This is a genomic window from Pseudomonas sp. UBA5706 (assembly GCF_002419965.1).
Taxonomy (GTDB): domain Bacteria; phylum Pseudomonadota; class Gammaproteobacteria; order Pseudomonadales; family Pseudomonadaceae; genus Aquipseudomonas.
In genome coordinates, this window is record NZ_DIHC01000007.1 from 94,837 (window position 1) to 112,903 (window position 18,067).

Below are 18,067 nucleotides of genomic sequence, written 5' to 3' on the forward strand. Positions count from 1 at the left end.
CACTGCGCCTAAGGCCAAGGAAGAGAACATGAACACACTCGGCAAGATTCTGGCAGGCTCGCTTCTCGCTCTGTCCATCGGCAACGCTTTCGCAGCAACCGACAGCGGCGTTGAGCACAACACCCAAGCGTTTCTGGATGCCCTGAATTCAGGCTCTGGTAAACCCATCGAGCAACTTTCGCCTACCGATGCACGGGCCGTGCTGGCAGGTGCTCAGGCAGGGGTCAAGTTGACGCTGCCCAAAGCCGAAGTCAGCCAGAAGACCATTTCGGTAGACGGCCAGAGCATCAGCCTGACCATCGTCCGCCCGGCGGGCGTTAAAGGCACCTTGCCGGTGTTCATGTACTTCCATGGCGGCGGCTGGGTGCTGGGCGATTACCCGACCCACGAGCGTCTGGTGCGCGATTTGGTGGAGGGTTCAGGCGCGGTCGCGGTGTTCGTCAACTACACCCCTTCCCCGGAAGCGCATTACCCGACGGCGATCAACCAGGCCTATGCGGCGACCCGATGGGTGGCCGAGCATGGCAAGCAGATCAATGTCGACGGCAAGCGCCTGGCGGTGGTGGGCAACAGCGTCGGCGGCAATATGGCGGCGGTCGTCAGCCTGATGGCCAAAGACAAAGGCACCCCGGCCATTCGCTATCAGGTCCTGCTGTGGCCGGTAACCGATGCCAACTTCGATACCGGCTCGTATGAGCAGTTCGCCGAGGGTCACTTCCTCACCCGCAATATGATGAAGTGGTTCTGGGACAACTACACCACCGATCCGAAGCAACGCGCCGAGATCTACGCTTCGCCGTTGCGCGCCACGATCGATCAATTGAAGGGCCTGCCGCCTGCGTTGGTGCAGACTGCCGGTGCCGATGTCCTGCGCGACGAAGGTGAAGCGTACGCACGCAAACTGGATCAGGCAGGCGTGCCGGTAACTGCGGTTCGCTACAACGGCATGATCCATGACTACGGGCTGTTGAACGTGGTCAGCCAGGTGCCTGAAGTTCGATCGGCGCTGGCGCAGGCTTCTCAGCAACTGCAAGCTCATCTTAAGTAAGCGCTTAGCCCTTTGGCGGTCCGGCTTCGCGGTGGTGACGACCTCAAGATCACCAGCCTCAGCAAGCCGGATTGCCACAGTGATTCGCCAGCTTCATGGGCGGCGTACAGAAATGCCACCCGCAAAAAAGCCCGACTCAATGGTCGGGCTTTTTGTACCTGGCGTTACAGCAGCAGTGCTTATTTAGCACGGCCTTTGTAGGAACCGCCTTCACGAGTGTCGATCTCGATCTTGTCACCGATTTCGATGAAGTCAGCCACCTGCAATTCAGTACCGTTGCTCAGCTTGGCAGGCTTCATGACCTTACCCGACGTGTCGCCACGCGCCGAACCTTCGGTGTAGTCGACGACGCGCACGATGGTTGTCGGCAGCTCTACGGACACCAGACGATCTTCGAAGAACACAGCTTCGCAGACGTCGGTCATGCCTTCTTCAACGAAAGGCAGAACGGCCTCGATGTCTTCAGCGTTCAGCTCGTACATGGTGTAGTCGGTGGTGTCCATGAACGTGTAGGTGTCACCGCTGATGAAAGACAGGGTGGCTTCCTTACGGTCCAGGATCACGTCGTCCAGCTTGTCATCGGCGCTGTAGACGATTTCGGTCTTGTAACCGGTCAGCAGGTTTTTCAGCTTGGTCTTCATGATCGCGCTGTTACGGCCCGACTTGGTGAATTCAGCCTTTTGAACCAGCCAAGGATCGTTTTCCAGCTTGATCACGGTACCGGGTTTCAGCTCTTTACCAGTTTTCATTACGAGTATCCGAATTTGGATTGAAGTACTTACTAAGCCCTGTACGAAAAGCCACTTTTCGTACAGGGCTTACTACAAGGCCGCATATCATATCCAATTCCGATGAAACTGTACCAGCGCAGTCGTCAGATCATCCTGCAAGGCGCGTTCCAGACACCAGCGTTCGGCGTGGCTGGCCAGTTCATCAAGGTGTGACTCCAGCGCGCTCCAGCTTTGCGTCATGTCTTGTCCTGCATTCCAGCTACGCCAGACCTCGGTCAGTGCCTGCCCGGCTGCGTCTGAAAGTCCTGCCAGATACAACTCCAGAAAGGCATCGAGCTTAGCCCAGTGAGCATCGTCATCCTGCTCGTAAATGTGCCAGATCAGCGGACGACCGGCCCATTGCGCGCGCACGAACGAGTCTTCGCCACGAACCACGTTGAAAGCGCAGCACCACAGTAAAAGGTCGTAATCTTCCTGACGCACGAACGGCAGCACCTGAATCGTCAGCGCGCCGCGCACGTGCACCGCCCCGGCCCGTAAACCCTCTACGTCAAGCCAGCGCTCGACATCGCCAATGACACGTCCCTCAGGCACGAGCAGGTGAGTGAGTTCTGCACCCTGCGCCAGATATGCCAGCCACGAGGCCAACCCGGCGTGTTCGTAGGCGAATAAGGAAATCAGGCGTGCGCCAGGTTGTGGATAAATGCTCAGGTCGGCGAGAAACGCCTGTCGTGCAGAAAGGTTGCGCTCAAAGGCGTGGCGTCGGTCGATCAGTCCCGCTTCGCGCAGCAAGCCGCCGGTTGAAGTCCTGAACCCCGGAAAGAAGAAGAACTTTTTAACACCGCTCGATTGCAGCGACGGCAGGCCATGGCACCCGGTGACCCATTCCTCTGCGCTGAGGTATTCCAGGTTCAGCCACAACGGGCGGGGGTTGCGCGCTTGAACGGCTTCTATATACACCGCAGGCAGGTGGCAGGCGAAGGCTTCGACGACCACATCGGCAGGCTTGGCCGGTTGCCAGTCTTCAGGCCAGAAACACACCTGAACGCCGTCATGCCACTGCTGTTCGGCCTGCGCATCGGCGCCGGGGCACAAGCGCGCGAAGGCCGACAGATCGTCGATCCAAAGGCGCACACTTATGCCATGTTCGGCGACCAGTTGTCGGGCCAGGCGAAAGGTCACGCCCACGTCACCGAAGTTATCCACGACGGTGCAGAAAATATCCCAAGAGGCTTTCATCGGGGCTCCCTGAGGATGGTCAAAAAAGCGGATTGTCCGTCATAACGGCGCTGAATCACCAGCCCTGGTCGTGCGACAATCGCAGCCATCGACACTGTGCAAGCCTGGAGTCTGCCATGTACGTCAAACATCGCGAATTGTCCGTCACGCTACGCCCCCTGAAACTGGCGTTGTCCATTGCCGCGGGCATCTGGCTGGGATGCCTGGCTGTGGTACTCACCGGCTGGTTGGTTTACAAGGCGCTGCCGGCCGAACAGACCCAGGCCCTGAATAACGCCGCTGCGCAATTGATCGCCCCGCCGACAGGCAAAGCAAAGCCTGAGAGTGATAACCCGATGTTTGATCAGTACCGGCAGATTCTGCGTGACAGCGAGACCCGTCAGGCTCAGGAAGCCGAACAGGCCGACCGGCAGCGCAGTTTCAACGGGCCCAAATGCCAATTCTGGATGCAGCAGAACCAAACCGCGCCCAGCGAAAAAAGCCGCGCCGCGATCTACCAGTTCTGCGGATGATCAATTTTGCACAGACATGCCGTTCCCATGAATAAGCAACAGGTCCTGCAACGGATCATCGAAAAACTCGACATCGACCTGGACGTCGCCATTCGTGCCGCGCAAACCGCCTATGAGACCGCGACCCACGAAGAAAACATCGCCGAGAACAAGTACGACACGCTGGGCCTGGAAGCTTCCTATCTGGCGGCCGGCCAAGCGCGTCGGGTGGAAGAGATTCGTCAGTCGCTGGCCCTCTATCAGCAACTGCTCCCCAAACCGTTCGATGAGGCGCGCGGCATTCAGTCAGGAGATCTGATCGTCCTTGAGTCGGGCAAGGGCGTGGCGCAGCACCTGTTTCTCGGCCCGGATGCGGCGGGCCTGAAGGTTCATCTCGACGATACTTTGATCACGGTCATCACCCCACGCGCGCCCTTGGGGCAGAACCTGCTTGGCAAGTTCGAAGGCGATCAGCTGCAGATCAGCGTCAACGGCAGCCGACAAACTTTCGCGATCACGCGCGTACTGTGATCCGTTGATCATTTGCAGGGTTGAAGGGCCCGACTTTTTGTGGGTAAGGTGCACGGTCGCATAAAAAAGGTAAACCCGGAATATGGAGCCGGGCACACGGATTTAACCAAGGAGATAATTCATGACGAACGTCATTACCTTCCCTGACGCCCATGAACGTGATCGCCTCAAATCCAGTGACAACAAAGGATTGAGATACCTGAACACGAAAGAGCGACAACTGATCGATTGCCTGCGGCTGACCAGCCACGCAGGCCGCCAGTACGTGTACGACTACGCCAATATCATGCACCGCTCCAAGCCGTTGTATCCCGAGCAGGAGAATTGACCGCTCAACTATCAGTCGTCGCACATTTGCCGCAGCTCAGCACAAAGCCTGCGGACGCGGGCCTATAGTGGGTCGACGTCTTTAATCTGCGAGAACGCCTCATGCCTGCTGTCGCCCCTGAAACCACTGCCACCGACACAACCGCACCCGTCAAGCCTGCGAAAGTCGATCACATGCGCTTTCATAAGCTCCATGCGCATCTGGCGCCCACTTTTGGCAGCGACGCCTTTGCCCTGAAGGCCGAAGCCTTCGCGCGCTTTTTCGGCACACCGACCTTTCTCGGCGCACAAACCCTGCTCGTGCTGCTATGGGTAGGTGCCAACCTGAGCGGGCTGGTGACCTTCGACCTCTACCCTTTCATCCTCCTGAATCTAGCGTTCAGCCTGCAATCGGCCTATGCCGCGCCGCTCATTCTGCTGGCCCAGACCCGTCAGGCCGCGCGGGACAAGGCCACTTCCGATGCCGACGCACAACATCGCGAAGCCTTGGCAGTGGCCAACGAAGAGCGCATGGCAAGTGCCGCGCAAAACACCGCACAGATGCTTGAGCTGCTGGAACAGAACACCCGCCTGACCGAAATGACCAAGGTCCTGACGGAACGCGTCGAAGCGCTGACCGCCGACATGCACAAGCATTTCGTGAAGAAGGACGGGCACTCCTGAACAACGGACGACATCCATTGGTGGAGTCTGGATACGGACGGCGAAGCTCGGGCGTCTGGAGGTTTTTTCGCGAATCAATTCGCTCCTGCAGCGGTATCGCCTGACGATCACTCGTTGACGAATTTGCCACCATGGCCAGACCGGGCCGCGTATCCCCTGACGGCGCAGTTACTTTGTGGGAGCGAATTCACGCGCGATGGCGCCAGCCTTAATCCAACTGAACGAACAATCACTGCAATCGCTCTACCCTCCAGCGCTACTTGGTATTCACGGTCAAAATTCCGATTGGTTCCCATTTTCTTGCGGACCCGAGCGCAATGAGCGGCCGAATATTTTCAACCTGCATACTGGAGTACTTAATGACTGTTCCTGCATTTGGTCTTGGCACCTTCCGTTTGAAGGATCAGGTCGTCATCGACTCGGTCAGCAACGGCCTGGAACTGGGCTACCGAGTCATCGACACCGCGCAGATCTATGGCAACGAAGCCGAGGTCGGCACAGCCATCGAAGACAGCGGCGTGCCGCGCGACCAGCTGTTCATTACCACCAAGATCTGGACCGACAACTTCGCCCCCGACAAGCTGATTCCAAGCCTGAAGGAAAGCCTGTCTAAGCTTAAAACCGACTACGTGGACCTGACGCTGATCCATTGGCCGTCACCGGGCGGCAAGGTGCCGGTGGCGCAATTCATGGGTGCCCTGCTGGAGGCTAAGCAGCAAGGCCTGACGCGCGAAATCGGGGTATCGAACTTCACCATCGCGTTGCTGAAGGAAGCCATTGAGGCGGTGGGCGCCGAAAACATCGCCACCAACCAGATCGAGTTGCATCCCTATCTGCAAAATCGCGTTGTTGCCGATTTCGCCAGCCAGCAAGGGATCAAAATCACCTCGTACATGACCCTGGCGGTGGGCGAGGTGCTCAAAGACCCGGTGATTGAGGCGATTGCCAAGCGCCACAATGCGACCCCGGCGCAGGTCACTCTGGCCTGGGCGATGCAGTTGGGCTACTCGGTGATCCCGTCGTCGACCAAGCGCGCCAATCTGGAAAGCAACCTCAAGGCGGTGGACCTGACGCTCAGCGACGAAGACATGACGCAAATCGCCGCACTCGATCGCGCCCATCGCTTGACCAGCCCGGCCAACCTGGCGCCGCAGTGGGATTGAGCCCCACGCCTGGGCTTTAACTCTGGCCGGACGCCGTGGGCGTTCGGCTTGCCGACGATCTGCCGAGAACCGCCATCTAACCCGAAAACGCGCAGGGTCTGACAGCGCAAGTTGGATGGTGCTGCAACGGTGCCCGGCCGATCGCTGGCAAGGTAGTGGGTTGCCCCGGCAGCCAGGCGCTGCATACAGAGCCAACGGTGATTAGACGCTTAGGCTACGCGCGACGCACCGTAACCATGCACCCGAACTAGAAACAGGCACCCCGGTAACATCCTGCAAAAATTGGTTCACCTCTTCCCCGAACCAATCCTGCGCATCGCCGCGAACCAACCTTCCGAACCTTTGGCAATTGGCCCGCCCTTGGCGCTCGTTGGCCTCACGTCATGATGTTTGCGCGCATGATGGCCGAACCAATTTCAATTGGCATCGCAATTGCAGCCTCTTTGATAACACCCTCGCCGTCCGACGCCTCGAGCGGCCTTCTGCTTTCATCTGTCACGAGAGACCACGATGGAAAGGTTCGAGACTGAAGCGCTCCACGACAATTCGTCGAAAATGGCCCTGGATGCCTTACGTCAGATGGTCGCGCAACAAGCGGCATTTCCCCAGCGGGCATTGCCCACCGAACGTGAACTGGCGGTGGATTTCGGTGTAAGTCGCCGAGCCATTCGCCGGGCTCTGTCGGTGCTTGAGGCCGAAGGGCAGATCTGGCGTCGCCAAGGCAAAGGCACCTTCGTCGGCCCGACACCACCCAGCGCATCGATGAGTTTTGCCAAACTGTCCAGCCGGACCAATTTCAGTGAGGTCATGGAAGCGCGCCTGTATCTGGAACCCGCACTGGCGTCTTTAGCAGCGCTGCGGGCCAACGGTGAGCAAATGGCGATCCTGCGCCGCCTGACCGAACGCACTACTCGCCAGCAGCATGCCACCGAGATCGACGCCGAAGGCATCGAGTTGTGGGACAGCGCGCTGCACCGTGGTATTGCCGAAGCGGCGGGCAACCGGCTGATGCTGGACATCTTCGAAATGCTCGATGCCATTCGCCTCGACCCCACGTGGCGTGACCTGCGTCAGCGCGCGCGCAATGCCGACCGTCTGGACACCTACAGCCACGATCACGACGACATCGTCAGTGCCATTGAAACCCGCGATCCGGTCAAGGCCGCTACTGCCATGCGTGGCCATTTACGCGCCCTGCAGCAGGCACTGGACCACGTCATTCAACAAGACCTCGAGGCCAGCGTATGAGTGACATCCCTCACAATCAGCCCCACGTCGTACTGAGCGTGAGCGACCTGACCGTGCGCTTCAAGGATGCCCCGGCCAACGTGGTCGACGGCGTTTCGTTCTCCATCCAGCCAGGCAAGACACTGGCCATCGTCGGCGAATCCGGCTGCGGCAAGAGCGTGACCTCCATGGCGCTCATGGGCCTGCTACCGGACACCGCCAGGGTCCAGGCCAGCACCTCGAGCCTGCTGGATGAACCGCTGCTGGGCATGTCCGATGAACGCCTGCTCGATGTGCGCGGCAACCGCATGGCAATGATTTTTCAAGAGCCGATGACCTCGCTCAACCCGGTGTTCACCATCGGCGAGCAGATCGCCGAAAGCGTGATCCGTCATCAGGGCCTGTCCGCCAGTGCCGCACGGCAGCGCGCGCTGCAGATGCTGGAAAAGGTCCGCGTGCCCGATGCCCTGCAGCGTCTGGACGCCTACCCCCATGAACTGTCCGGCGGCATGCGCCAACGCGCAATGATCGCCATGGCGCTGGCCAACGACCCAGCATTGATCATCGCCGACGAGCCCACGACGGCGCTGGACGTGACCATCCAGGCGCAGATTCTCTCGCTGGTGGCCAGCCTGCAGGCCGAGACCGGCACCTCGATGATCCTTATTACCCACGACCTGGGTGTGGTGGCGGAAGTCGCCGATGAGGTGATGGTGATGTATGCCGGACGTGTCGTGGAAAGCGGTTCGGTGAAGACCCTGTTCGACGACCCGCAACACCCTTACACCATCGGCCTGATGGGTTCGATGCCGTCGGTGGGGCCGCGGGAAGGCCGTCTGGCGACGATCAATGGCCGTGTGCCGACGCCCGCGGAAATGCCCAGTGGCTGCCGCTTCGCCAGTCGCTGTCCGTTCGTCATTGCAGCCTGTCGCGAAGCCCGCCCGCCGCTGCTGGAAATCTCCGAGGGGCACTTCGCGGCGTGCATTCGTGCGCCACTGGAACAGCATCTGGGAGTCAGCGCATGAACACGCCTGTCAGCACCATCGTCGATGCGGACACCTTGGAAAGTCCGATTCTGCAAAGCATCGCCGTCAGCAAGCATTTCCACAGCGAAGCCGGACTTTTTCAGCGCAAGAAGCCACCGGTGCAGGCCGTCAATGAGGTCTCACTGGCGGTACGGCGCGGCGAGACACTGGCGCTGGTGGGGGAATCAGGTTCCGGTAAATCGACCCTGGGCCGCGTACTGCTGAACCTGCTCAAACCCACCGCCGGTGATGTGATTTACGAAGGCCGCAACCTGGGCAACCTGCCCGCCGACAAGCTGCGTCAGGTTAGGCGTGATCTGCAGATCATCTTTCAGGACCCGTTCGCTTCGCTGAATCCGCGCATGAGCGTGGAGTCGATTATCGGCGAGCCGATCTGGCTGCACCGCGACGATTCGCGCAGCACACGGCAGGACAAGGTCGCCGAGCTGCTGCGCACCGTTGGTCTGGCGCCTGAGCATGGCAGCCGCTTCCCCCATGAATTTTCCGGTGGCCAGCGTCAGCGCATCGGGATCGCCCGCGCCCTGGCCTCCGAACCTCGGCTGATTCTCGGCGACGAGCCGGTCTCGGCGCTGGACGTGTCGGTGCAGGCGCAAGTGGTCAACCTGCTTGAGGACCTTAAGCATCAGTTCGGCCTGACGCTGCTGATCGTGGCCCATGGGCTGGCAGTGATACGTCACATGAGTGATCGGGTGGCGGTGATGTACCTTGGAGAAATCGTCGAGCTGGCGCCGGTCAACGCGCTGTTCGAAACCCCGTTTCATCCTTATACACAAGCGCTGATGGCCGCGGTGCCGGTCAGCCATCCTGACCTGCGACGCCCTCGTCCGCTGCTGGGCGGCGACATGCCGAGCCCAAGCAAGCCGCCGTCAGGCTGCCGTTTTCACACCCGCTGCCCTCACGCCAAGGTGCTATGTCGCGAACTTAAACCCGCCTTCGAGACCGTCGAGCCGGGGCGTCAGGTCGCCTGCCACTACTGGCGCGAAATCGCCAATGCCGGTGCTGGCTCACTAATCGTACCCACGCCCAGCGCCGCCTACAGCCAGCGCCTGAACCTGTTCAAAAGCCATCAAGCCCTTTCTCTGGAGAGTCAGCCATGAAGTTCGCCCCACTGATGACAACCGCGTTGTTGCTGCTCGCTGCGAACTCGGCGTTTGCCGACACCACGCTGCGCATCGGCATTCAGGACGATCCCGACGTGTTGGACCCGCATCGCTCGCGCACCTACTCGGGACGCCTGGTGTACACCGCCCTGTGCGACAAGCTGGTGGACGTCAGCCCCGACCTGACCTACGTGCCGCAACTGGCCACGGCGTGGAACTGGAGCGAGGACGGCAAAACCCTGACCATGACCCTGCGCGAGGGCGTGACCTTCCACGACGGCGATGTCTTTGACGCCGCCGCCGTAAAGTTCAATCTTGACCGCGCCCGCACCCTGCCCGACTCGCTGCGCAAGAGCGAATTGGCGTCGGTGGAAAGCGTTGAGGTCATCGATGCCAAAACCGTGGCGATCAAGGTCAAGCAAGCCGACGCCACGCTGATTTCGCAACTGTCGGACCGTGCCGGAATGATGCTCGCGCCCAAGGCAGCGGCCAGCGACTTCAGCGCCAAACCGGTGTGTTCAGGACCGTACAAATTTGTCCAGCGCGTGCAGCAGGACCGTATCGTTCTGGAACGCTTCGACAATTACTGGAACAAGCAGGCCTACCACTTCGACAAGGTGATTTTCCTGCCGATTCCCGACACTTCGGTGCGCCTGGCCAACCTGCGCTCGGGTGACTTGGACATCATCGAACGAGTGGCGCCCACCGACGTAAAAACCGCCAAGGCCGACAGCCACGTTCAGGTGTTCAGTACACCCGGGCTGGGCTACATGCAACTGATGTACAACGTCGGCAATGGCGACAAGGCCAACAATCCGCTGGGCAAGGACAAGCGCGTACGCAAGGCCTTCGAACTGGCGATCGACCGCGATGCGCTCAATCAGGTGGTGTTCGAAGGGCTGTATGCGCCCAGCGCGCAACCCTTCCCGAAAAACAGCCCGTATTACGACAAAGACCTGCCGGTTCCTGCCCGAGATGTCGAAGCGAGCAAGAAGCTGCTGGCTGAAGCAGGGGTGAAAACCCCTGTCAGCGTCGAGCTGAAAGTCGCCAATAACCCCATCGCGCAGCAGGTCGGCCAGATTCTCCAGGCAATGACCGAGGAAGCGGGCTTCAAGGTCAATCTGATCGCGACTGAATACGCCACGCTGCTCAACGAACAACAGGCCGGCAACTTCCAGATCAGCATGAATGCCTGGTCGGGCCGACCCGACCCGGATGGCGACATTCATCAGTTCGTGACGTGCAAGGGCGGCCAGAACGACGGCCACTTCTGCGATCCGAAACTCGACGGGTTGCTGAACAAGGCGCGTACCGTGAACGATCAAGCGCAGCGTCAGGCCCTGTACTTCGAAGCCTTGCGTGTCCTCGCCGATGACGTGCCGACCAGCTATCTGTATTTCGATCCGCGCATCATCGCCATGCGCAGCAACCTGACGGGCTTCGTGCCTAATCCCGATGGTCTGATCCGTCTGAATAACGTTGCCTTCAAATGATCACCGGCGTTGTGGTTAACCGTTGCGGCCACGAGGAATCGTCATGCTGACTTTCATCCTGCGACGCCTGATCAGTGCGCTCCCGACGCTGATTCTGGTTTCGTTGTTCGTCTTCACCCTGCAGAAGCTGTTGCCGGGCGATCCGGTGCAGGCCATGGCCGGAGAGGAACGTGATCCGGCTGTCATGGAGTACCTGCGCGAGAAGTACCGGCTCAACGATCCTCTGCCGGTGCAGTACGTGCATTGGGTGGGCAATGTGCTGCAAGGCGATTTCGGCACTTCGCTGCGCACCGAGCAACCGGTGACCACGCTGTTGGCGTCGAAGTTGCCGGTAACGATCGAACTGGCTGTGCTGGCGTTGATCATCGCCCTGGTGATCGGTATTCCCACCGGAGTGATTTCGGCGGTGCGCAAGGGCACGGCGACCGATTACGCGGCCAACGTATTCGCGCTGTCGGGCATCTCCATTCCGCACTTCTGGCTGGGCATTCTGCTGATCATGATCTTCGCCGTGAAACTGCAGTGGCTGCCCGCCTCCGGCTTCGTGCCGCTGGGCGAAGACGTCGGGCAGAACCTCAAGACCCTGATCCTCCCGGCTTTCGTGCTGGGCGCAGGGCTGTCCGGGGTGCTGATGCGCCACACGCGCAGCGCCATGCTCGAAGTGCTAAGGGCCGACTACGTGAGGACGGCACGGGCCAAGGGGTTGTTCCCGCGTACGGTGATTCTCAAGCACGCGCTGCGTAACGCACTGATGCCCATCGTCACCCTGACCACCCTGCTGTTCGGTGAGTTGCTCGGCGGTGCGGTGCTCACCGAGCAAGTGTTCAGCATTCCCGGTTTCGGCAAGATGATCGTCGACGCGGTGTTCAACCGCGATTACGCCGTGGTGCAAGGGGTGGTGCTGTGCGTGGCCATTGGTTTCCTGTTGCTGAACCTGCTGGCCGACGTGCTGTATCGCCTGATTAACCCGCGCCTGAGGACTGCCTGATGAGCTCGATTGCCGTCAATCCTGCGTTACCCGTCAAGGACTCATTGAAACCACGTATGCGCTCGCCGTTCGTGAGGAAATTCCTCGCCAACAAGGGCGCGGTGGTCGGTGCAGTGGTGCTGGTCGCGTTCATTCTCGCCGCGCTGCTGGCGCCGTGGATTGCGCCTCACGACCCGCTCAAGGCCAATTTCCTCGCGGTGCGCAAAGCCCCGTCGATGATGTACTGGCTGGGCACCGACGAACTGGGTCGCGACCTGTTTTCCCGCCTGCTCTGGGGCGCGCGCAGCTCGTTGCTGGCCGGTGGCGTGTCCGTTGCCATCGCGATGGTCATCGGCGTACCGCTGGGCCTGTTGGCCGGCTATTTCGGCGGCAAGCTGGACGCTGTGATCTCGCGCATCATGGAGGCGCTGCTGTCGTGCCCGTTTCTTGTGTTGGCCATCGCGCTCGGGGCGTTTCTCGGCCCGAGCCTGACCAACGCGATGATCGCCATCGGCCTGTCGGCGATGCCCATATTCTCCCGGCTGACCCGCGGTCAGGTGCTGGCGATCCGCCACGAGGATTACCTGGAAGGCGCCCGGGCCATCGGCCTGCCGGACCGCTGGATTATCCTGCGTTACGTCTTGCCCAACGTATTATCGCCACTGGTGGTCCAAGCCACGCTGACCATTGCCTCGGCGATTCTGGCCGAAGCCAGCCTCTCGTTCCTGGGCCTGGGCCAACAGCCGCCCTCGCCGTCCTGGGGCTCGATGCTCAACACTGCGAAAAACTTCATGGAGCAGGCGCCCTGGATGTCCATCGCGCCGGGCGTGGCGATCTACATCACGGTGCTGTGCTTCAACCTGCTGGGCGATGGGCTGCGTGATGCCCTCGATCCAAAAAGCTGACGCCGATACTGACTGAAAAAACCGATCTGCTTCTTTTTTAAAATTGATCAACTGCCCAAGAGATAACCTCATGTTCGATGATCTGGATTACAGCCAACCTTACGCCTCCGCCCGCTCGCCGGTGATGGGCAACAACATGGTCGCCTGCTCGCAACCGCTGGCCGCTCAGGCCGGGCTTGACATGCTGCGCCGTGGCGGCAATGCCGTGGATGCCGCGATCGCTGCGGCCATGGTGCTGACCGTGGTTGAGCCGACGGGCTGTGGCATCGGCAGCGATGCCTTCGCCATTGTCTGGGACGGCAAACAGCTGCAAGGCCTGAATGCCTCGGGGCGCTCGCCGCAAGCCTGGACCCCGGAGCATTTCGCCGGGCAGACCGAAATGCCCCAGCGCGGCTGGGGTGCGGTGACCGTTCCCGGCGCTGTGTCGGCCTGGGTCGCACTGTCCGAGCGCTACGGCAAACTGCCGTTCGCCACCCTCGCCGAGCCCGCCATCGGCTACGCTCGTGATGGCTATCAGGTCACGCCGATCATCGCCGAGCTGTGGCGTCGTGGTGCAGCATTGCTGAAGGATCAACCGGGCTTTGCCGAGTGCTTCCTGCAGGGCGGCAAGGCGCCGAAAGCCGGGGAGAAGGTCAAGCTTGCAGATCATGCCAAGACCCTGGAGCTGATCGCCGAGACCAAGGGTGAGTCGTTTTATCGTGGCGAGCTGGCCCAGCAGATCATTGCCCATGCCCATATCAATGGCAGCGTCATGAGCCTGGACGACCTGGCAAATCACAGCGTCGACTGGATCGACACCCTGTCCGTGCCCTACGCCGGGGCCGTGGTTCACGAGCTGCCGCCCAATGGCCAGGGCATTGCCACGCTGGCTGGCCTGACCATGCTTGAAGCACTGGGCGTAGGCGAGCATCCGGTGGACAGCGTCGAGACCGTACACCCGGTGCTGGAAGCCATGAAACTGGCGCTGGCCGACCTCAACCAGCACGTCGCCGATAACGAGCACATGCGCGTGGCTTCCGAGCATCTGCTGGACCCGACCTACCTCAAGGAACGCGCCGCCCTGGTCACCGAACAGGCCGCCGATCCGCTGCACGGCTCGCCCAAGGCAGGCGGCACGGTGTACCTCTCGGCCGCCGACGAGAGCGGCATGATGGTCTCGTTCATCCAGTCCAACTATATGGGCTTCGGCTCCGGGGTGGTGGTGCCGGGCACTGGCATCAGCCTGCAAAACCGCGGCGCAGGCTTCAGCCTCGACCCTGAACACGTCAATACCGTCGCACCGGGCAAGCGCCCTTTCCACACCATCATTCCGGGCTTCGTGATGAACGCCGACGGCACGCCCTTGATGTCATTCGGCTTGATGGGCGGCCCGATGCAGGCTCAGGGTCATCTGCAAATGATGATGCGCATCCTGCGCTACAAACAGAACCCTCAAGCTGCCGCCGACGCTCCGCGCTGGCGCCTGGAAGCGGGTCTGAAAGTTGCGGTGGAGCGCTCGTTCGATCGTCTGGTGATCGAAGAACTGCGCGCCAAAGGGCACGAAGTGGAGATCGAGGACCCCAGCGGCGTGTTCGCTTTCGGCGGCGCGCAGATCATCCAGCGTACGGCTGACGGTTACGTAGGCGGAACCGACCCGCGCAAGGACGGGATCGTCGCGGCTTATTGATCAAAGCGCCCGACGGGTTGCCGCGAGCATGGGAAACCTTCCCGTGCTAGCGCCGGGTGAAGTGAAGTTCGGCTTGCTGCCGGTGGCGTCCTGAAGTCGCTGCCGCTGGCAACCCGGACATAGCCCATCGTTCACCTCGACAACACCGCATAAATCCCCACCCCACTGAGCACCATCACCGTGCCGCCCAATACCACGACCTCACGAAATGGCGCGGGAATGCGCTCCTGTTTCAGGCCCTTGGTGCTTTTTCGATAACGCGCATTGAGGGCGAGCTGGATGAGCAGCCCCGCGATCAGTGACAGACTGACCGGCAGCAGCGCGATGAGACCGTAGTGGGGGATCCAGCGCAGGAAAATCGTGCACACCACCAGCAGTGTCATCAACGTGCGCCGCCAGGCCAGCAGGGTGCGCTCCGGTTGCAGTCCTGGATCGTCATGCGCCAGGGCGCGGATTACGCGATGGCTCATGCCGCGCCGTAAATAAGAAAGACGATCAAACCCGCTGCCACCAGCGCTCCACCCAGCGACAGGATCGGCACCAGCACTGGCAAGGGCAGCGGCTTGCGCAGACGCATCGCTCGCTCGACCTTCAGCCAGCGCAGGCAGGCACTGGCGCTGACCAGCATCGCCAATATCAGCAGCGACAACGCCACGGCACGCCGTAAGCCAGGGCTGAAGACATCGCCCGTGAACGCTTCGACGGCGATGCCGCCGGCCAGAAACGCCAACGCCGTGCGAATCCATGCCAGAAAGGTTCGCTCGTTGGCCAGGGTAAATCGCGGGTCAGGTTCGCAGCCGCCGCCCAGCAGGGATGTGGACAGGCGATCGCGCTCAAAGGAGGTAATGGCCGCAGGGCTGACGTTGCCGGGTTCCGAAGAATTCATGTCGCACCGTGGTCGGGTAGATAACCGTGATCATACCGGTCATAGCCCCGGAAGGCCCGCGTTGGCAGCGACATTGGTATGTCCGTGGGCGCAGCGGATCGGCCCCCGCCCATGATTGGCGACGAGGCTTGCCGACGGTTTCGACGTTAAGCACGCCCGCGCCGCCAAGCCGTACCGATGAAGAAACAGATCAGTGACGGTTAGCCAGCTCCACCCAGACCGCCCCGTTTGGATACTGATACCGGTCCAGCGTTTGGGCCGTCATCTCGATACTGTAGCCCGGCCGTTTGGGCGGCATGTAGCGTCCACGGCGGATCACCACCGGGTCGAGAAAATGCTCATGCAAATGGTCGACGTATTCCAGCACACGGTTTTCCAGCGAACCGGACACCGCAATGTAGTCGAACAGCGAGATGTTCTGCACGTATTCGCACAGGCCCACCCCGCCGCCGTGGGGGCAGACCGGCACGTTGAATTTGGCCGCCATCAGCAACACGATCAGTACCTCGTTCAAGCCCCCCAGGCGCGCGGCGTCGATCTGGCAGAAGTCCAGTGCTCCGGCCTGGAACATCTGCTTGAACATCACCCGGTTGTGGCAGTGCTCGCCGGCTGCGACCCCGATTGGCGCGATGCGCTGGCGAATGGTGGCGTGGCCAAGAATGTCATCCGGGTGGGTCGGCTCCTCGATCCACCAAGGCTCGAATGCCGCCAGCCTGCGCATGTTGCTGATCGACTCATCCACACTCCAGACCTGATTGGCGTCCATCATCAATGTGCGTTCCCAACCCAGCTCATCGCGCAGGATTGCCGCGCGGTGCAGGTCCTCTTCGATGTCCGAACCGATCTTCTGCTTGATATGGGTCCAGCCATCAGCGATGGCTTGGCGGGCCAGGCGGCGCATTTTTTCTTCCGAATAGCCCAGCCAGCCCGGTGCCGTGGTGTAGCCCGGATACCCTTCGGCGAGCATGTGTGCTTCGCGCCTGGCTTTGCCCGGCTCCTGCCGACGCAACAGGGCAATGGCTTCTTGCGGGGTGATGGCGTCGGTGACGTAACTGAAATCCAGGCATTTCACCAGTTGCTCTGGGGTCATGTCGGCCAACAGCTTCCAGACCGGCTTGCCCTGGACTTTGGCCCACAGGTCCCAGACGGCGTTGACCAGGGCGGCGGTCGCCAGATGAATCACGCCCTTTTCCGGCCCCAGCCAGCGCAGTTGGCTGTCGCCAGCAGTAACGTCGTGCCAGAAAGCGCCCATGTCGGCAGTGATCGCTTCCAGGCTCAAGCCCACCACCCGGGGCGCCAGCGACTGGATGGCGGCCACGCATATCTCGTTGCCCCGTCCGATGGTGAACGTCAGGCCGTGACCTTCGAGGCCGTCAGGGGAATCGGTGTGCAGCACGACGTAAGCGGCCGAGTAGTCCGGCGCGCTGTTCATTGCATCGGAGCCGTCGAGGGACAGCGAGGTGGGGAAGCGGATGTCGCGGATGGACACGGAGGTGATCTGCATGGCGCACTCTTGTCATTTTTAAACAGTGGGATTGGCTGTGCTGCTACAGCCAATGGCTCAGGGATCGACTGTAGGACGGTCAGCGATACAGGCATAATCGAAAGATCCTAACGACCAATATTAAATTCGATATGTCAGACCTTCCCGAAACATTCTCCACACTGAAAATTTCCAGCCGCCAGATCGCGCTGCTCAATGCGCTCGGCGAGCTGGGCAATCTGCGCAAGGCTGCGACAGCGATTCACACCAGTCAGCCAGCGGCCAGCCTGCTGTTGCAGCAACTGGAAGCGCGTCTGGGCGTGCAACTGTTCGAACGCCTGCCTCGGGGCATGCAGCCGACGTTGTTTGGCGAAGTGATGATTCGTTACGCCAAGGGCGCGCTGCACGAGTTCGAATACGCCCAAGCACAGATCGCAGAACTGGCGCGCGGGGCGACCGGCATGGTGCGTATCGGCACGGTAATGGGCCCGGTGCCCACCCTGCTGAGCGGTGGCGTTTTAGCGTTCAAGGCGCAGCATCCCAAGGTGCGAGTGTCGATTGAGGTCGGCACCAGCGACACCTTGCTGCCAGCGTTGATTCGCGGAGACTTCGACCTGGTGCTGGGTCGCCTGCCTGATCAACTGGACAGTCAGGGACTGGACATTCAGTTGTTCGAACAGGGCGAGCGTATGCGCATCATTGCTCGCCCCGGCCATCCGCTGACGCAGCAGGCAACCCCGGCATTGGAGGATCTGGCACCGCTGACCTGGATCCTGCACCCGCCGGGCAGCCCGATGCGCCGTCAGGTGGAATATGCCCTGCAGGCCGCCCAGTTGATCCAGCCGCTGGACATCCTCGAAACCAGTTCGATACTGGCGACCACGGCGATGCTGGAGTCCTCCGACATGATCGCTGTGGTGCCCAATGATGTCGCCGAACATTACGCCCGCCACGCAATGGTTGCGGTGCTGCCGGTGGAGTTGCCGTTGGCGATGGCCAACCTGGGGTTGATGACGTCCAGGGCCAGGCCCATGTCGGCGGCCGTTAAGGCCTTGACGGGGTTTCTCAAGCTGCAGATCGGCGAATGAGTTGATAACCGCT

General features: G+C 60.9%; 19 protein-coding genes. 14 read left to right on the forward strand and 5 right to left on the reverse strand.

Features of this window, described 5'->3' with window-relative positions; all coding sequences use genetic code 11:
* Positions 1-28 precede the first annotated feature (28 nt).
* The gene (locus B3I26_RS03880) at positions 29-1,048 is read left to right on the forward strand and encodes an alpha/beta hydrolase (protein ID WP_296255207.1); all 1,020 of its coding nucleotides are present in this window, start codon (positions 29-31) and stop codon (positions 1,046-1,048) included.
* Between the two features lie 179 nt (positions 1,049-1,227).
* On the opposite strand, the gene B3I26_RS03885 is transcribed toward B3I26_RS03880, so the two are convergent.
* Together B3I26_RS03885 and earP are read right to left on the reverse strand one after the other, a co-directional pair.
* Positions 1,228-1,797 carry an elongation factor P gene (locus B3I26_RS03885; RefSeq protein ID WP_296255209.1) on the reverse strand — a complete coding sequence of 190 codons (570 nt, stop codon included), beginning with the start codon at positions 1,795-1,797 and terminating at the stop codon, positions 1,228-1,230.
* 87 nt (positions 1,798-1,884) lie between these two features.
* Positions 1,885-3,018: an elongation factor P maturation arginine rhamnosyltransferase EarP gene (earP, locus tag B3I26_RS03890; protein WP_296255211.1), complete on the reverse strand. Its 1,134-nt coding sequence runs from the start codon at positions 3,016-3,018 to the stop codon at positions 1,885-1,887.
* Positions 3,019-3,134: 116 nt separating this feature from the next.
* Between earP and B3I26_RS03895 the strand changes: the two genes are divergently transcribed.
* The 12 genes from B3I26_RS03895 to B3I26_RS03950 all read left to right on the forward strand — a co-directional run bounded on the left by B3I26_RS03895 (position 3,135) and on the right by B3I26_RS03950 (position 14,597).
* Positions 3,135-3,530, forward strand: a complete 396-nt coding sequence (locus B3I26_RS03895) for a hypothetical protein (protein WP_296255213.1) — start codon at positions 3,135-3,137, stop codon at positions 3,528-3,530.
* 27 nt (positions 3,531-3,557) lie between these two features.
* Positions 3,558-4,040, forward strand: a complete 483-nt coding sequence (locus tag B3I26_RS03900; RefSeq protein WP_296255214.1) for a GreA/GreB family elongation factor — start codon at positions 3,558-3,560, stop codon at positions 4,038-4,040.
* A 121-nt stretch (positions 4,041-4,161) separates the two neighbouring features.
* On the forward strand, positions 4,162-4,368 hold the full coding sequence (locus B3I26_RS03905) for a hypothetical protein (protein ID WP_296255215.1): 207 nt from the start codon (positions 4,162-4,164) through the stop codon (positions 4,366-4,368).
* A gap of 173 nt (positions 4,369-4,541) precedes the next feature.
* Positions 4,542-5,030, forward strand: a complete 489-nt coding sequence (locus B3I26_RS03910) for a DUF1003 domain-containing protein (RefSeq protein WP_296255533.1) — start codon at positions 4,542-4,544, stop codon at positions 5,028-5,030.
* A 359-nt stretch (positions 5,031-5,389) separates the two neighbouring features.
* Positions 5,390-6,193 (forward strand): 2,5-didehydrogluconate reductase DkgB, encoded by an 804-nt coding sequence (gene dkgB / locus B3I26_RS03915; protein WP_296255217.1) that lies wholly within the window; start codon positions 5,390-5,392, stop codon positions 6,191-6,193.
* A gap of 510 nt (positions 6,194-6,703) precedes the next feature.
* Positions 6,704-7,441 carry a FadR/GntR family transcriptional regulator gene (locus B3I26_RS03920; protein WP_296255219.1) on the forward strand — a complete coding sequence of 246 codons (738 nt, stop codon included), beginning with the start codon at positions 6,704-6,706 and terminating at the stop codon, positions 7,439-7,441.
* Positions 7,438-8,445 (forward strand): ABC transporter ATP-binding protein, encoded by a 1,008-nt coding sequence (locus tag B3I26_RS03925; protein WP_296255221.1) that lies wholly within the window; start codon positions 7,438-7,440, stop codon positions 8,443-8,445. The genes B3I26_RS03920 and B3I26_RS03925 overlap by 4 nt, the downstream gene beginning before the upstream one ends.
* A complete protein-coding gene (locus tag B3I26_RS03930; RefSeq protein ID WP_296255223.1) occupies positions 8,442-9,563 on the forward strand; it encodes an ABC transporter ATP-binding protein in 1,122 nt (373 codons plus the stop codon). Before B3I26_RS03925 ends, B3I26_RS03930 begins: the two co-directional genes overlap by 4 nt.
* Positions 9,560-11,059, forward strand: a complete 1,500-nt coding sequence (locus B3I26_RS03935) for an ABC transporter substrate-binding protein (RefSeq protein WP_296255225.1) — start codon at positions 9,560-9,562, stop codon at positions 11,057-11,059. The genes B3I26_RS03930 and B3I26_RS03935 overlap by 4 nt, the downstream gene beginning before the upstream one ends.
* 43 nt (positions 11,060-11,102) lie before the next feature.
* Positions 11,103-12,047, forward strand: a complete 945-nt coding sequence (locus B3I26_RS03940) for an ABC transporter permease (RefSeq protein ID WP_296255227.1) — start codon at positions 11,103-11,105, stop codon at positions 12,045-12,047.
* On the forward strand, positions 12,047-12,931 hold the full coding sequence (locus B3I26_RS03945) for an ABC transporter permease (protein ID WP_296255228.1): 885 nt from the start codon (positions 12,047-12,049) through the stop codon (positions 12,929-12,931). Before B3I26_RS03940 ends, B3I26_RS03945 begins: the two co-directional genes overlap by 1 nt.
* A gap of 70 nt (positions 12,932-13,001) precedes the next feature.
* Positions 13,002-14,597 (forward strand): gamma-glutamyltransferase family protein, encoded by a 1,596-nt coding sequence (locus B3I26_RS03950; RefSeq protein WP_296255230.1) that lies wholly within the window; start codon positions 13,002-13,004, stop codon positions 14,595-14,597.
* 131 nt (positions 14,598-14,728) lie between these two features.
* On the opposite strand, the gene B3I26_RS03955 is transcribed toward B3I26_RS03950, so the two are convergent.
* The 3 genes from B3I26_RS03955 to B3I26_RS03965 form a co-directional block, all read right to left on the reverse strand.
* The gene (locus B3I26_RS03955) at positions 14,729-15,067 is read right to left on the reverse strand and encodes a DUF202 domain-containing protein (RefSeq protein ID WP_296255231.1); all 339 of its coding nucleotides are present in this window, start codon (positions 15,065-15,067) and stop codon (positions 14,729-14,731) included.
* Entirely contained in the window at positions 15,064-15,483 is a 420-nt protein-coding gene (locus B3I26_RS03960) for a YidH family protein (protein WP_296255233.1), read from the reverse strand. The genes B3I26_RS03955 and B3I26_RS03960 overlap by 4 nt, the downstream gene beginning before the upstream one ends.
* Positions 15,484-15,673: 190 nt before the next feature.
* Positions 15,674-16,987, reverse strand: a complete 1,314-nt coding sequence (locus B3I26_RS03965; protein ID WP_296255235.1) for an L-fuconate dehydratase — start codon at positions 16,985-16,987, stop codon at positions 15,674-15,676.
* 131 nt (positions 16,988-17,118) lie between these two features.
* Between B3I26_RS03965 and B3I26_RS03970 the strand changes: the two genes are divergently transcribed.
* Entirely contained in the window at positions 17,119-18,054 is a 936-nt protein-coding gene (locus tag B3I26_RS03970; RefSeq protein WP_296255237.1) for a LysR family transcriptional regulator, read from the forward strand.
* Positions 18,055-18,067 lie beyond the last annotated feature (13 nt).